Annotated in this window: 14 protein-coding genes; 10 read left to right on the forward strand and 4 right to left on the reverse strand. The window is 72.7% G+C overall.

The genetic code is table 11. From position 1 onward, the window contains the following. Nucleotides 1-11 precede the first annotated feature (11 nt). Entirely contained in the window at nucleotides 12-1,175 is a 1,164-nt protein-coding gene (locus E6P78_RS13200; RefSeq protein WP_136203763.1) for a betaine/proline/choline family ABC transporter ATP-binding protein, read from the reverse strand. Between the two features lie 105 nt (nucleotides 1,176-1,280). Between E6P78_RS13200 and E6P78_RS13205 the strand changes: the two genes are divergently transcribed. Then, nucleotides 1,281-2,576, forward strand: coding sequence for an alpha/beta fold hydrolase (locus E6P78_RS13205; RefSeq protein WP_136203764.1), 1,296 nt, complete (start codon nucleotides 1,281-1,283; stop codon nucleotides 2,574-2,576). Nucleotides 2,577-2,641: 65 nt separating this feature from the next. Here the strand turns inward: E6P78_RS13205 and E6P78_RS13210 are convergent, their stop codons facing one another. Continuing rightward, entirely contained in the window at nucleotides 2,642-3,214 is a 573-nt protein-coding gene (locus tag E6P78_RS13210; RefSeq protein WP_136203765.1) for a rhodanese-like domain-containing protein, read from the reverse strand. 136 nt (nucleotides 3,215-3,350) lie between these two features. Between E6P78_RS13210 and E6P78_RS13215 the strand changes: the two genes are divergently transcribed. The 6 genes from E6P78_RS13215 to E6P78_RS13240 all read left to right on the forward strand — a co-directional run bounded on the left by E6P78_RS13215 (nucleotide 3,351) and on the right by E6P78_RS13240 (nucleotide 10,789). Then, nucleotides 3,351-4,082 (forward strand): PIG-L deacetylase family protein, encoded by a 732-nt coding sequence (locus E6P78_RS13215; RefSeq protein WP_136203766.1) that lies wholly within the window; start codon nucleotides 3,351-3,353, stop codon nucleotides 4,080-4,082. Nucleotides 4,083-4,257: 175 nt separating this feature from the next. After that, the gene (locus tag E6P78_RS13220; protein ID WP_136203767.1) at nucleotides 4,258-6,954 is read left to right on the forward strand and encodes a beta-N-acetylglucosaminidase domain-containing protein; all 2,697 of its coding nucleotides are present in this window, start codon (nucleotides 4,258-4,260) and stop codon (nucleotides 6,952-6,954) included. 176 nt (nucleotides 6,955-7,130) lie between these two features. Next, entirely contained in the window at nucleotides 7,131-8,099 is a 969-nt protein-coding gene (locus tag E6P78_RS13225) for an NADPH:quinone oxidoreductase family protein (protein WP_136203768.1), read from the forward strand. Continuing rightward, entirely contained in the window at nucleotides 8,096-9,283 is a 1,188-nt protein-coding gene (locus E6P78_RS13230; RefSeq protein WP_136203769.1) for an acyl-CoA dehydrogenase family protein, read from the forward strand. The genes E6P78_RS13225 and E6P78_RS13230 overlap by 4 nt, the downstream gene beginning before the upstream one ends. Continuing rightward, entirely contained in the window at nucleotides 9,280-10,398 is a 1,119-nt protein-coding gene (locus E6P78_RS13235) for an acyl-CoA dehydrogenase family protein (protein ID WP_136203770.1), read from the forward strand. The genes E6P78_RS13230 and E6P78_RS13235 overlap by 4 nt, the downstream gene beginning before the upstream one ends. A 196-nt stretch (nucleotides 10,399-10,594) precedes the next feature. Next, nucleotides 10,595-10,789: a hypothetical protein gene (locus E6P78_RS13240; protein WP_136203771.1), complete on the forward strand. Its 195-nt coding sequence runs from the start codon at nucleotides 10,595-10,597 to the stop codon at nucleotides 10,787-10,789. A 63-nt stretch (nucleotides 10,790-10,852) separates the two neighbouring features. Here E6P78_RS13240 and E6P78_RS13245 read toward each other — a convergent pair whose 3' ends face one another. Then, entirely contained in the window at nucleotides 10,853-11,170 is a 318-nt protein-coding gene (locus E6P78_RS13245) for a hypothetical protein (RefSeq protein ID WP_136203772.1), read from the reverse strand. Between the two features lie 204 nt (nucleotides 11,171-11,374). Here E6P78_RS13245 and E6P78_RS13250 point away from each other — a divergent pair, with 204 nt between their 5' ends. Further along, nucleotides 11,375-12,157 carry a PepSY domain-containing protein gene (locus E6P78_RS13250; RefSeq protein ID WP_136203773.1) on the forward strand — a complete coding sequence of 261 codons (783 nt, stop codon included), beginning with the start codon at nucleotides 11,375-11,377 and terminating at the stop codon, nucleotides 12,155-12,157. Between the two features lie 269 nt (nucleotides 12,158-12,426). Here E6P78_RS13250 and E6P78_RS33860 read toward each other — a convergent pair whose 3' ends face one another. Then, complete coding sequence (locus E6P78_RS33860; protein WP_276607221.1) at nucleotides 12,427-12,552, reverse strand: hypothetical protein; 126 nt, start codon at nucleotides 12,550-12,552, stop codon at nucleotides 12,427-12,429. Nucleotides 12,553-12,796: 244 nt separating this feature from the next. Here E6P78_RS33860 and E6P78_RS32745 point away from each other — a divergent pair, with 244 nt between their 5' ends. Continuing rightward, nucleotides 12,797-12,958: a hypothetical protein gene (locus E6P78_RS32745; protein ID WP_168712614.1), complete on the forward strand. Its 162-nt coding sequence runs from the start codon at nucleotides 12,797-12,799 to the stop codon at nucleotides 12,956-12,958. A 216-nt stretch (nucleotides 12,959-13,174) separates the two neighbouring features. Beyond that, nucleotides 13,175-14,998, forward strand: a complete 1,824-nt coding sequence (locus E6P78_RS13260) for a SpoIIE family protein phosphatase (RefSeq protein WP_136203862.1) — start codon at nucleotides 13,175-13,177, stop codon at nucleotides 14,996-14,998. The last annotated feature ends 132 nt before the right edge of the window (nucleotides 14,999-15,130 follow it).

The following is a 15,130-nucleotide window of genomic DNA, read 5'->3' on the forward strand; positions in this document are numbered from 1 at the left end:
CGGGGCGCCGGTCAGGCGTCCGCCACCGAGTCGAACCGCACCTCGTCGCGCCCGACGCCCTGCGCGTCCGCGTCCACCGAACGCCGCAGGGCCTCATGGAGCTTCGCCGGAGTCAGCACCCCGAGGAACCGCGACCCGTCCAGCACCGCGATCCATCCGGCGTCGTGCTGGAGCATCTCGCTGAACGCCTGCTTCAGCGGGGCACCAACCGGCACCCACGCGTCCATCCGGCGCGCCAGCTCACCCACCGTGCCCTGGTCCCCGGCGATCCGCAGCGCGTCCGCCGACACCCAGCCGTGCAGCTCACCCTCGGCGTTCAGCACGACCGCCCACCGCGAGCCCGCCGCGCCCAGCCGGGCCGCCGCCGCCCCGGCCGGTTCGTCCAGGCGGGCCACCGGCGGCTCCTCCAGATCGTCCGGCTCGATCGCGGTGACCGACAGCCGCTTCAGCCCCCGGTCGGCGCCGACGAACCCCGCTACGTACGGCGTCGCGGGGGCGCCGAGCACCGCGCCCGGGCTGTCGAACTGCTCGATGCACCCCTGGCCGAACACCGCGATCCGGTCACCCATCCGCACCGCCTCCTCGATGTCATGGGTGACCATCAGGACGGTTTTCCTGACCCTGGACTGGAGGTTGAGGAATTCGTTCTGCAGCCGCTCGCGCACCACCGGGTCCACCGCACCGAACGGCTCGTCCATCAGCAGCACCGGCGGGTCGGCCGCCAGCGCCCGCGCCACCCCCACCCGCTGCCGCTGGCCGCCGGAGAGCTGGGCAGGGTAGCGCGAACCGTACGTCGACGGGTCCAGGCCCACCAGGTCGAGCAGTTCGGCCGCGCGCTCCCGCGCCCTGGACCGCTTCCAGCCGACCAGCGCCGGCACCGTCGCCGTGTTGTCCAGCACCGTGCGGTGCGGGAAGAGCCCCACCTGCTGGATGACGTAGCCGATGCGGCGGCGCAGCTTCACCGGGTCGGTCTTCGCGATGTCCCGGCCGTCCACGAGGATGCGGCCCGAGGTCGGTTCGATCAGCCGGTTCACCATCATCATCGTGGTGGTCTTGCCGCAGCCCGAGGGGCCGACCAGGGTGACCAGTTCTCCCTCGGCGACCTCGAAGGACAGCCCGTCGACCGCGGCCGTACCGTCCGGATAGACCTTGCCGACCTGCTCGAACCGGATCATGACTGCACGGTAGGAGCCGGACGCCCGCGCCGCACACGGGCCGCGACCGTCCGGGGCACACCGGTGTGCTGAACTGTCCGGGAACCGTCCGATCCAGGAGCACCCTTGAACAGCTACCGTCAGCCCGGCCTCGTCCTCACCGACCGTCACTTCACCGTCCCGCTCGACCACGCCGACCCCGGCGGTGAGCAGATCGAGGTCTTCGGCCGGGAGATCGTGGCCGCTTCCAGGGCCGGCCAGGAGCTGCCCTGGCTGCTCTACCTGGAGGGCGGCCCCGGTTTCGGCGCCCGGCGCTTCACCGGCGCGGAGGCCTGGCTCGGCCGGGCGGTACGGGAATTCCGGGTGCTCCTCCTCGACCAGCGCGGCACCGGCCTGTCCACCCCGGCCAACCGGCAGACCCTCCCGTTGCGCGGCGGGCCGCGCGAGCAGGCCGACTACCTCGCGCACTTCCGTTCGGACAGCATCGTGCGGGACTGCGAGCTCATCCGCCCGCAGCTGACCGGCGGGGCGCCCTGGACGGTCCTCGGCCAGTCCTTCGGCGGCTTCTGCGCCGTCCGCTACCTCTCGGCCGCTCCCGAAGGCCTCAGTACCGTCCTGATCACCGGCGGCCTGCCCTCCCTCGACGCCCACGCGGACGGCGTCTACCGGGCCGCGTACCCCCGGATCGAACGCAAGGTCGCCGCGCACTACGCCCGCTACCCGCAGGACGTCGAACGCGCCCGGGAGATCACCGCTCACCTCGCGGAGCACCGCCCCGAGAGCGCCGGGCACCGGCTGACGCCCGAGGGCTTCCAGTCGCTCGGCATCCTGCTCGGCGGCGGCAGCGGCAGCCACCAGCTGCACTACCTGCTGGAGAACGCCTTCGTCCGCACCCCGCACGGCACGGAGCTCTCCGACACCTTCCAGGAAGCCATGCGCACCGCGACCTCATTCGCCGGGCACCCCCTGTACGCCCTCATGCACGAGGCCATCTACGGCCAGGGCGGCCGCCCCACAGCCTGGGCGGCGGAGCGGGTCCGTGAGGAGTTCCCGCAGTTCGACGCCGCGACGGCGCTCAAGGGCGACGGGCCCGTCCTGTTCACGGGCGAGTCCATCCACCCCTGGCACTTCGAGGTCGACCCGGCGCTGCGCCCGCTGCGCGAGACGGCCGAACTGCTCGCCGCCCGCACCGACTGGGAGCCGCTGTACGACCCCGAGCGCCTTGCCGCCAACGAGGTCCCGGTGGCCGCCGCCGTCTACCACGACGACATGTACGTCGACACCGCCCACGCCCTGCGCACCGCCGCCACGATCCGCGGGCTGCGCACCTGGGTCACCGACGAGTTCGAGCACGACGGACTCCGCGCGGGCGGGCCGCGCGTGCTGGACCGGCTGCTCGCCGTGGTCCGCGACGAGGTCTGAGACCTCGCGGTACGCGGAGGGCCGGCCGCACCACCGCCTGCGACCGGCCCCCGTGCGGTTCTTTCTCAGGCCTGGAGGGCGTCCAGTGTCGCGTTCAGGTCCGCCGCCGAGCGCGGGGCGCGGTTGTGCGGGAGCTTCGACAGGGCCGCCGCCATGCCGCAGGTGTTGGTGACCGCGGAGAAGACGAGACCGGAGCCGATGCCCGCGGACAGCCAGCGCGCGGCGGGGTACCTGATGCCGGCCAGCAGCCCGGCCACCACGAGGGAGCCGGTGGCCAGCCGCACCTGGCGCTCCATCGGCCAGGTCGCCCGCCCGCCCTCCGGGCGCTCCAGGCCGTGGCCCTCGTTCTCCCAGGCGGAGGTGCCGCCGGTGAGCGTCGCGGCGTCGATGTCGGCCGCCGAGAGGATGTCGCAGGCCCGCGTCGAGCGGACGCCCGAGGCGCACACCATGAGCAGGGCGCCACGGGCCGAGGCGGACTTGAGGGCGGGCACCGCGTCGGACAGGCGGTCCAGCGGTATGTTCAGCGCACCCGGCACATGCCCCGCGGCGTACTCGCCGGGGGCCCGCACATCGATCACGGTGAACTCCGCGAGGCGGGCGGCGGCCTGGGTGGGGGAGAGGGATACGAGGCTGGTCACGAGCTGTGTTTCCTTTCGTTCACCGGGTGGAGCAGAGACTCGCTCTCTCCTGCCCCGGACGGCCCAGGATACCCCTCGGGGTATTGAACCGGTCGTGTCACGGGCCTCGGGCCTCCTTGCCGGTTAGCCTGCCGACATGACCGAGCAGCTGAAGCCCATGCCCGAGGACTGGCGGCGCGCACTCGCCGTGGTCGCCCACCCCGACGACCTGGAGTACGGCTGCGCGGCGGCCGTGGCCGGGTGGACCGACGGCGGGCGTGATGTCACGTATCTGCTGGCCACCCGGGGTGAGGCCGGCATCGACACGCTCGAACCGGAGAGGTGCGGGCCGCTGCGCGAACAGGAGCAGCGCGCGAGCGCCGCCGCCGTGGGCGTCTCCCGCGTCGAGTTCCTGGACCACCGTGACGGGGTCATCGAGTACGGCGTCCCGCTGCGCCGCGACATCGCGGCGGCCATCCGCCGGCACCGCCCCGAGCTGGTGATCACGCTCAACCACCGCGACACCTGGGGCGGGGTCGCCTGGAACACGCCCGACCACCGCGCGGTCGGGCGCGCGACTCTCGACGCGGCCGCGGATGCGGGCAACCGCTGGATCTTCCCGGAGCTGACCGAGCAGGGCCTCGAACCGTGGGGCGGCGTGCGCTGGGTGGCCGTGGCCGGATCGTCCACGCCCACCCACGCGGTGGACGCCACCGCCGGTCTCGAACGGTCCGTGCAGTCCCTTCTGGCCCACCGCACCTACATCGAGGTGCTTACGGACGAGGACCCCGAGACGTACTGCCGCAGCTTCCTCACCGGCAACGCGGAGGCGGCCGCCGAGCGCTTCGGCGGCCGCCCGGCCGTTACCTTCGAACTCTTCGCCCGCTGACCCCGGGCGGGGTGAGTGCCCTCGCTCCTCGATGCAGGAGTGTGGATTTCGGGGGAGAAACCGCAGGTCAGCGGATTGATGTTGTCCAGACCATTGACATGCAAGCGCCAAGATGTTGAATTCAGTCTCGTTGTGTTGCGCGACTCTGGTGACTTGAGTGACCAATGGAGGATCTGTGACGCCTCGCCCGCCCCGCATCACCGCACTCACCGCCGCGGCGACCATGCTCGCCGGCGGCCTGCTGGCCGCCGGGCCGTCCGCCCACGCGGCCGCCGGCGCCCCGGTCGGCGCCCCGGTCGGCGCCTCGGCCGGCGCCCCGGCCAAGGCCCAGGACACCCCGGCCATCACCCCGACCCCGAGGTCGGTGAAGAACCGCACGGACCGGGTGATCGTCACCCCCACCGTCACCCTCATCGCCGGAGGGACGGCCGACGGGCCGACGCTCGACGTGGTGGAGGCGGCCCTGCGGGAGGCCGGCGCCCGGCACGTCGTCCGCGCGAAGCGGCCCGCCCCGGGAAGACTCACCGTGTACGTCGGTGACCCCGCCGCCCTGGCCGCCCAGAAGCTCGAAGGCCCCTCCGCACTGCCCGCCGAGGGGTACGTACTCGGGATCGGCGCGGGCCGGATCGTCCTCGCCGGCAAGGACACCACCGGCACCTACTACGCCGCGCAGACCCTCCGCCAGGTCCTGCCGCACCGCGGGCAGCCGGGAGGCAAGGTCGCCGGCCTCGCCGTGCGCGACTGGCCCGGAACCGCGCTGCGCGGGGTCATCGAGGGCTTCTACGGCACCCCGTGGTCGCACGAGGCCCGCCTCGACCAGCTCGACTACTACGGCGAGCACAAGATGAACATCTACGTGTACTCGCCCAAGGACGACGACTACCTCCGGGCCAAGTGGCGCGAGCCGTACCCGGCCGACCGGCTGGCCCAGATCAAGGACCTCACCGACCGGGCGGCCCGGCGGCACGTCGAGTTCACCTACGCGCTCTCGCCCGGCCTCTCGGTCTGCTACAGCTCCGACGCCGACGTGAAGGCGCTCGTAGACAAGTTCCAGACGATGTGGGACATCGGCGTCCGCACCTTCGCGGTCCCGCTCGACGACATCAGCTACACCAACTGGAACTGCGACGCCGACAAGCAGAAGTGGGGGACCGGCGGCGGCGCGGCGGGCGCGGCCCAGGCCCACCTGCTGAACCGGGTCAACCAGGAGTTCATCGCCACCCACACCGGCGCCCAGCCGCTCCAGATGGTCCCCACCGAGTACTACAACGTCAGCTCCTCGGAGTACAAGACGGCCCTCTCCGAACAGCTCGACCCCAATGTGCTCGTCGAGTGGACCGGCGTCGGCGTCGTCGCCCCGACCATGACGGTGGCGCAGGCCGACTCGGCCCGGAAGGTCTTCGGGCACCCGATCCTGACCTGGGACAACTACCCGGTCAACGACTACGCCACCGACCGCCTCCTGCTCGGCCCGTTCAACGGCCGTGAGAAGGGCCTGCCGGGGCGGCTCGCCGGGATCACCGCCAACCCGATGATCCAGCCGTACGCCTCGAAACTCTCGCTGTACACCGTCGCGGACTACGCCTGGAACGACGCGGCCTACGACCCGCGCGAGTCCTGGGGCAAGGGCCTCAAGGAGTACGCGGGCGGCGACGCCCGTACCGAGAAGGCACTGCGCGCCTTCGCCGACGTCAACTACAGCTCCGCGCTCAACACCGACAAGGCGCCGGAGCTGTCCGCAGAGTTCGCCCGCTACTGGAAGTCCGGGGACGCCGGGCGGCTCACCTCCGTCCTGACCTCGCTGGGCGCGGCCCCCGCCCGGCTGCGCGCAGGTATCCCGGACCGTGGCTTCATCGAGGACTCCGGCCCCTGGCTGGACGCCACCGAGTCCTGGGCGACCGCCGCCCGCACCGCTCTCGGCATGGTCGAGGCCGCCCGCGCCGGCAAGGGCGCCCAGGCCTGGGAGCTCCGGCAGCAGCTGCCCGCACAGGTCGAGCGGGCCGCCTCGTTCACGTACACCGGGCTTGACGGCCGCAAGGTGCCGGTCCTCGTCGGGGACGGGCAGCTGGACGGGTTCGTCGACGCGGCCACCGCCGAGTACGACCGGCTGCTCGGGGTGAGCGGCAGGCCCACGGCCTCGACCAGCCTGGGCACGTACCAGAGCAACACCGTCGCCCGGACACTCGACGGGGACGACTCCACTTACTTCTGGAGCGACGGGGCGCCCGCCGCCGGCGATCAGCTGACCGTCGACCTCGGCGAGTTGCGGGCCATCGGTGACATCACGCTCGCCATGGCCAAGCCCGGAAGCACCGACGACTACATCCACGCCGGGGTCCTGGAGTACTCGGACGACGGACAGACCTGGCAGAAGCTCGCGGACTTGTCCGGCAAGCCCGACGTCACGGCGGCCCCGCCCGCCGGAACCAAGGCGCGCTACGTACGGGCCCGGGCGACCGCCGGGCAGACCAGCTGGGTCGTCGTCCGCGAATTCCAGGTCGCGACCACGGACGGCGCGGTCACCGGCAACCCGCCCGCCGCCACCGGCTCCTCGCTGCGCGCGGCCGCCGACGGCGACCCGGCCACCGTCTACCGGGCGGCGCGTGCGACCGAGAAGGGCGAGTCGCTGGAGGTGGACCTCGTCGCCGCGCGTGCGGTCGGCTCCGTGACCGTCCTGCGGCCGGCCGGCTCCGCCGGGGCCGCCGCCGACATCCAGCTGCGCGAGGCGGACGGCACCTGGCACACCGTCGGCGCGCTCCGCGGCGCGTACACCCGCGTCGACACCGCGGGGCGGACCGCCGACGCGGTGCGCCTGGCCTGGCGGACCGGCACGGTCGCGCCGCAGGTCGCCGAGGTGGTGGTGGGGAAGTAGCGCCCCCGCCCGGCCGTGCGCCCGGCGCCCCCGCACCCCTCGCGGGCGGGGCCGGGCGCACTCTCATGTCGTGGGACGGCCGAACCGGTCGCCCGAGGGTTGTTCCCACACAGGCAAGCGACCGCTTAGTATGCGCCGGAGCAGTGGTAATGCCGACAGTGTTGTGGAGGCCCCTCATGCAGGCATGGCGAGTGCACCGGAACGGCGAGCCGAGCGAGGTGATGCGGCTGGAGGAGACGGACCGGCCCACGCCCGGGGACGGGCAGGTGACCGTCCAGGTGCTCGCGGCGAACATCAACTTCCCCGACGCGCTGCTCTGCCGCGGCCAGTACCAGGTGCGGCCTCCGCTGCCGTTCACCCCCGGCGTCGAGATCTGCGGTCTCACCGAGGACGGGCGCCGGGTGCTCGCCACCCCCGCCCTGCCGAACGGCGGCTTCGCGCAGTACGTCGTCGCCGACGAGGCGTCGCTGCTGCCGGCCCCCGAGGCCCTGGACGACGCCGAGGCCGCGGCCCTGCACATCGGTTACCAGACGGGCTGGTTCGGGCTGCACCGCCGGGCGCACCTGAAGGCGGGCGAAACCCTTCTCGTGCACGCAGCCGCGGGCGGCGTCGGCAGCGCGGCCGTCCAGCTCGGCAAGGCCGCCGGGGCCACCGTCATCGGCGTGGTCGGCGGACCGGAGAAGGCCGAGACCGCCGCCCGACTCGGCTGCGACCTCGTCATCGACCGGCGCACCGAGGACATCGTCGCGGTGGTCAAGGAGTTCACCGGCGGCCGGGGCGCCGACGTCGTGTACGACCCGGTCGGCGGCGACGCGTACGCCAAGTCGGTGAAGTGCATCGCCTTCGAGGGGCGGGTGGTCGTCGTCGGCTTCGCCAGCGGCGTCATTCCCACACCCGCGCTCAACCACGCCCTGGTGAAGAACTACTCGGTCCTCGGTCTCCACTGGGGCCTCTACAACACCAAGGACCCGCAGGCGGTACGCGACTGCCACGCGGAACTCACCCGGCTCGCCGCCGAAGGCGTCATCAAGCCGCTGATCAGCGAGCGGGTCGCGATGGGCGAGGCCGCGGCCGCCGTCCAGCGCGTCGCCGACGGCACCAGCACCGGCCGCATCGTCGTCCTCCCGTCAGGAGCCGCCCGATGAGCGCCCCCGACGCCGGCGAACTGCGCCGCCTCACCCGCGAACTGCTCGCCGCACACCCCCCGGCCACCACCGGCCGCACCGACTTCCTGAAGGCGCGGTTCGACGCCGGACTCGCCTGGGTGCACTACCCGGTGGGGCTCGGCGGCCTGGACGCACCGCGCTCCCTCCAGCCCGTCGTGGACTCGGAACTCGCCGCCGCGAACGCACCGGACAACGATCCCCGCCGCATCGGCATCGGCCTCGGCATGGCCGCCCCCACCATCCTCGGCTTCGGCACCGACGAGCAGAAGCAGCGCTTCCTCAAGCCCCTGTGGGTCGGCGAGGAGGTGTGGTGCCAGCTCTTCAGCGAACCGGGCGCCGGCTCCGACCTCGCCGCCCTCGGCACGCGCGCCGTACGTGACGGCGAGGCCTGGGTGGTCGACGGCCAGAAGGTGTGGACGTCCAGCGCCCATGTGGCGCGCTGGGCGATCCTCATCGCCCGCACCGACCCCGACGTGCCCAAGCACCGCGGCATCAGCTACTTCATCTGCGACATGACCGACCCCGGCGTCGAGGTGCGACCGCTGCGCCAGATCACCGGCGAGGCCGAGTTCAACGAGGTCTTCCTCACCGGTGTGCGCATCCCCGACAGCCGCAGGCTCGGCCCCGTCGGCGAGGGCTGGAAGGTCGCGCAGACCACCCTCATGAACGAACGCGTCTCCATCGGCGGCTCCCGCATCCCGCGCGAGGGCGGCATGATCGGCCCGGTCGCCAGGACCTGGCGCGAACGCCCCGAGCTGCGCACCCACGACCTGCACCAGCGCCTGCTGACCCTGTGGGTCGAGGCGGAGGTCGCCCGCCTCACCGGCGAGCGCCTGCGCCAGCAGCTCGTCGCCGGACAGCCCGGCCCCGAGGGCTCCGGCATGAAGCTCGCCTTCGCCCGGCTCAACCAGGAGATCAGCGGCCTCGAAGTGGAACTCCTCGGCGACGAGGGGCTGCGTTACAGCGACTGGACCATGCGGCGGCCCGAACTCGTCGACTTCACCGGCCGCGACGCCGGCTACCGCTACCTCCGCTCCAAGGGCAACTCCATCGAGGGCGGCACGAGCGAGGTACTGCTCAACATCGTCGCCGAACGCGTACTCGGCCTGCCCGCCGAGCCGCGCAACGACAAGGACGTCGCCTGGAAGGACCTCTCCCGATGACCGCTCAGACCGAAGCGGGCCAGGCGCCCGACCTCCTCTACTCGGAGGCCGAGGAGGACCTGCGCGCCGCCGTCCGCTCCCTGCTCGCGGACCGGGCCGACGCGCCGTCTGTGATCGCCCGCACCGAGTCCGACACACCGTACGACCCGCGGCTCTGGAAGGCGCTCGCCACCGACATCGGCGCCGCAGGGCTCCTCGTCCCCGAGGAGTGGGGCGGCCAGGGCGCCACCCACCGCGAGGCCGCCGTCGTCATCGAGGAACTCGGCCGCAGCGTCGCCCCCGCGCCCTACCTGACCAGCTCCGTCGTCGCCACCGAGACGCTTCTGGCACTCGGCGCGCAGGACGGGCCGGTGGGCGAACTCCTCACCGACCTCGCCGCGGGCCGCAAGGTCGCGGTGCTCGCCGTCCCGTTCTCCGCCGCCTCGGCGGGCAACCCGGACGTGACCGGCTCCCTCGACGCGACGCTCGGCCCGATCGCCGACGCGGCCGCCGCCGACGTACTGCTGGTTCCGGCCACCGACGGCCTGCACGTCGTCGCCACGGACGCGCCCGGTGTACGCGTCGAGCCGCTCGTCCCGCTCGACCTCACCCGCCCGCTCGCCACCGTCACACTCACCGGCGCCACCGGAACCCGCCTCGCGGATGCCGCGGCCTCGGGGCGCGCGGTGGACCGGGGGCTGCTGGCCGGCGCCGGGCTGCTCGCCTCGGAGCAGCTGGGACTCGCCGAGTGGTGCCTGACCGAGACAGTGCGACACACCCGGGAGCGCCACCAGTTCAACCGGCCGGTCGGCTCCTTCCAGTCGCTCAAGCACCGCATGGCGCAGCTCTGGCTGGAGGTCGTCTCGGCCCGGGCCGCCGCGCGAAACGCCGCCGACGCCCTGGCGACGGACAGCCCCGACACGCCGCTGGCCGTGGCCGTAGCGCAGGCGTACTGTTCGAAGGTCGCCGTCCACGCGGCTGAGGAGTGCGTCCAGTTGCACGGCGGGATCGGCATGACCTGGGAGCACCCCGCGCACCTCTACCTGAAACGGGCCAAGGCCGACGCGACCGCGTACGGTACGGCGGGACGCCACCGGGAGACCGTCGCAGCCCTCATGGAGCTGCCGGCACCGTAACGGCCTTCGGTACGCGGGAGCGGGGATGCGCGACGCCGCGCCCCCGCTCCCGGCCGGTCCGCGCCCTTCCCCGCTTCGCGCAGGACGACTCAAGCCTTACCCGTTTGGCGGACACGCCAGTGCGCGGGACGGCCCGTCTGCTACGCCACACTTGCGCCGAATGCCGCAAATCCGGCGCGGCGGAGGAGGGCTGGTCATGGCCATTTCGATCTCATTGGTGCTGCTTCTGCTGATTCTCGCGGTGATCTTCCTCCGCAACGGCGGACTGAAGATCTCCCACGCGCTGGTCTGCGCGCTGCTCGGGTTCTTCCTCGCGGGCACCAGCATGGCCCCCACCATTCAGGACGGCCTCATGGCCACCGCCGACGTGGTGAGCAGCATCAGGCCTTGACGGCCCTGACCGCTGGCGGGGCACCACAGCATGGCGGCCGGGCCCGTGCCCGTAGGGGCCCGGTCACTCCGCGGCGGCTTCACCCGCGGTCTGTTCGGGGCCGGGTTGCATCGGGGGGACCGTCGCCGCCGCACCCTGCCGCACCGCCTCCACGGCGGCCGCGTGCAGCGCGCGGCTCGCCTCCTCCGACGGACAGGGCACGGGACTGCCGGCCATCGTGAACCAGTCGGCCGCATCGGTGTACTGCACGGTGATCTGCGCCGTGCCCTCGGCCCAAGTGGTGTGGATGGTCAGGTCACCGGACAGCGGCCCGACCTCCTCGGTGAGCACGCCGCCGTGCCCCGAATACACTCCGCGTGTTGTCCAGGACGCCCAGGTCATGTATCCAGGCTCGCACCAAAGCGCCCGGATCGCGACCCGCGTGAACAGGGAATCCGGGCCGGGTTCCGCCACCGGGCTCCTCGCGGGGGAAACGCTCCGGACCCCGGACGATGAGGCAGGTCGGGGGGTCGGTTGGCGGTCGATCGGGTGACACAGCCCGCTCATCCCACATGCCGGAGCCGCGCGGCGGTTAAGCATGCCGGCATGACCAATGATCCCCACCCCAAGAACAACGGATTCCTCCGCGCCCACCGCCTCCGCGCGGCCGGCGCCGCCTGCGCCCTGCTCGCCGCGGCCCTCCTGACCGGCTGCGGCCAGGACAGCGGCAGCACCTCCACGGCCTCCGAGACCTCCGAGGCGGCCCGCGCCGTCCCCGAGGCCACGGGCAGCCCGTCGGCCAGCGCGAGCAAGAGCGCCTCGCCGGCGCAGATGACCGAGGACCAGAAGGAACGCAAGAAGCTGATCTCGGCCACCAAGGTCACCTACGACAAGGCCATGACCACGGCCGAGGGCGCCGTCAAGGACAGCAAGCTCACCAAACTCGAACTCAAGGGCCCGGGGGACGACGAGTCCGCCAGCCCCAGCCCCTCGTCGACCGGCAGCCCCTCCCCGTCGGGCAGCGCCACGCCCGGCGCCGGCCCGCAGTGGGTCGCGGACGTCGTCGCGAAGGACGGGACGAAGCACATCGTCCGCATCGACGCCGTCTCCGGCAAGGTCGTCAAGTCCTCCGAGGACTCCGACCAGGACGCCGAGGACAAGACCAAGATGGTCAAGCGGATCGCCGAGGCCAAGCAGACGCCCCAGCAGGCCGCGAAGACCGCCATGGCGAAGAAGAAGGGCACCGTGACGTCCATCGACCTGGACGAGAACGACAAGGACGCCCTCGTCTGGAAGGTCGACGTGGTCACCAAGGACTGGAACAAGACCACCTTCGACATCGACGCGGACAACGGCTCCGTCACGCATCAGGAGACCGACCGCGACTGACGCGGAACACGGTTTCTGTGCCCCCGGGCCGTACGGGCCGGGGGCACTCCCGTACCCGCTGTCAGTAACCGGACGTGCCGCCGAGCGACTTCGTCAGCTCGGTGATCACCGCCCCGACCCCGGACCGGAGGTCACCCGGCCGGGCGCGGTCCGATTCCCCTCCCGGGCCGACGTGAGCGTACCCAATCGATCCCTTCGCCTGATCGCCGTGATGCCGCCGGCCCCTGTCCTTCACCCGCCGGGGCCCGGCGCCACACCTGTTTCCCACGTCAGGCAGGCTCCACGGACACCACGGGCTCCGCGTGTTCGTCCGGTGACGCGAACTGGGTTCGGTACAGCTCCTCGTAACGGCCGCCCGCCGCCAGCAGTTCGGTGTGCGTGCCGCGCTCGACCACCCGGCCCTCCTCGACGACCAGGCGGTGACTTCCATACTCATGCGGTGCCTCCGGGCATGGCGGGTCGGTACGGCCCCGGGTCGGCCGGACGGTGGACCCGGGGCGCAGGAGGAACGCTAGAAGCTCAAGTGAACTTGAGGTCAACTCTCCGGTGCCCGGTGCGGAGCACGGCGCGGACGTGCGTAGAATCGGCCCCTGTTTCCGGCCGGACCACGGCAGACACGACCGATTGAGGCAGTTCGACGTGAGTTTCACAGACAGTTCCGAAGCACCGATCTACGCCGGTCTCGTGGAGGAACACGGGGATGTGCCGGCCGAGGCGCGCCGGGTGGCTGAGGAAACCATGCGCGAGGCCGACCGGGCCATCGACTTCAGCGATGTGCGCAGGTCAGCGGCCTACCGGTAGCCCCTTAACCGGCTCCCTTCGGCCCCGTCCGAACCTCGTCGCTCCCGCGATTCACCCGGCTTCGGCCCGTGAGGACCGACGACCCCCGGCCCTCGCCGCCCTGTCCGGCACACCTTCCGGGCAGCGGTCCGGCGACGTCTCGTACTGCGGACCCGGCTCTCCCGTCGGAGCATGGAACGAACAGTCGGCGACGACATCGGGACGAAGGGAAACCGGATGGGTGGTGAACGGCACGAGCCACCGACCGACGCGTTCGAGGCCGAGCTGCACCAGATCGAGGCGCTGAACCGGATGGAGACGCCCGGTCCCGCACCCGTGGGCCTTCCGGGACCGGACCCCGACGGGACGCCGGAGAAGGCCAGGCGCCGCGACTCCCTGTTGCTCTCGGCCGGACACGCGGTGGCCGGGGCCGACACCCTCGACGAGGCGCTGAGGCTGGCGGCCGAGCTGTACGCCCCGGACTTCCCGCTGGACGGGCAGTGCGTGTTCGGCGTGGCCGACGGAACCCTGGCCGTCCTCGGGCAGTACGGATTCCGGCCCGGAGACACGGGCCGGGGCTTCCGCATGCCGATGACCACCGGCTACCCGGCGGCCGAGGTGGCCAGGACCGGACGCGCCGTCTACCTCGGCTCCCCCGAGGAGTACCGCCGCCGCTTCCCCACGACCTGGAACCTGTCCGCCGGCAAGGACCGCGAGGCGTGGGCCTTCCTGCCGCTCGTGACCGCCGGCAAGGTCGTCGGGGTCTGGCTGGCCGCCTTCCGTTCTCCCCTGGCCTTCACGGCCGGCGAACGCGCCCTGCTGACGGTGACCGGACGCATGATCGCCCAGGTACTCGAACGCGCCCGGGCCAGCCGGGCCGAACTCGAACTCTCCCGCGGCCTGCGCCGCAGCATGCGCACTTCGGGCGCCGCCCCGACCGGACTCAGCGTCGCCACCCGCTACGTGCCGACCGGCGGCGGCCTCATGGTCGGCGGCGACTGGTACGACAGCATCGACCTGCCGAACGGCCGGATGGCCGTGGTCATCGGCGACGTCCAGGGACACGATGTGCACGCCGCCGGGCTCATGGCCCAGCTCAGGACCGCCGTCCACGCGTACGCCGCCGAGGGGCACGGCCCGGACGCCGTACTGGCCCGCGCCTCCCGCTTCCTGACCACCCTCGACGAGGACCGCTTCGCAACCTGCCTCTACATCGAGGCCGATCCCTCCACCGGGAACCTGCACATCGCACGGGCCGGCCACCCGCACCCCGTCCTGCGCACCCCCGACGGCACCTGTGTGCTCAAACACGTCAGCGGCGGGCTGCCGCTCGGACTCATGCCCGGCGAGGAGGACTACCCCGTCGACACCGTGCGCCTGCACGAGGGCGAGATCCTCATGCTGTGCACGGACGGGCTCATCGAGAACGGCGGCCACGACATGTACACCGGCTGGGCCCGGGTCCGCGACGCGTTCTCGCCCGGCCCCGCCGACGATCTGGAGGCGATGGCCGACCGGCTCATGGCGGCCGTGCTCAGCCCCGGACCCGGGGCCCGGGAGGACGCCGCGGCACGCGACGGCGACGACATCGCCCTCCTGCTGCTGCGGCGCGACGCCGGACACGCCCGTGCCGAGATCAGCCAGCGCCGGCTCATGCTCACCGTCGGCCAGGACCAGGGCGAAGGACTGGCCGAGGCCCGGGTCGAACTGAAGGCGCTGCTGCACGACTGGGCGCGGCCGGACCAGGTGGACACGGCCGTGCTCCTGGCCACCGAACTCCTCGGCAACGTCCTCGTGCACACCGACCAGGACGGCGCCCTCAACGCCACCGTCACCGGTGAGACGGGCACGCGCCGGCTGCTCGTCGAGGTCATGGACCGCGGCGACGAACTGCCCCACCAGCGCGCCCCCGGCGAACTCGCCTCCTCGGGACGCGGCCTGCTGCTCCTGGACATCCTCGCCGACCAATGGGGCGTACGGCCCGAACCCGAGGGGAAGACCGCCTGGTTCGCACTCACCGAGGCGACACCGGCCGACGCCGGCGGCGGCGCCCTCGCCTGAGGCGGCCCACGGGCGCCACCCCGGTGCGGGGTCGGCCGGCCGGGGCGCGCGCCCCTCGCGGCCCGGTCACCGGTGGCAGCTGCGGCACCCCTTCACCCAGTGCGTGTCCCAGTGGCCGGGGACGTACACGTT

This window comes from Streptomyces sp. A0958 (assembly GCF_004795035.1).
GTDB lineage: Bacteria > Actinomycetota > Actinomycetes > Streptomycetales > Streptomycetaceae > Streptomyces.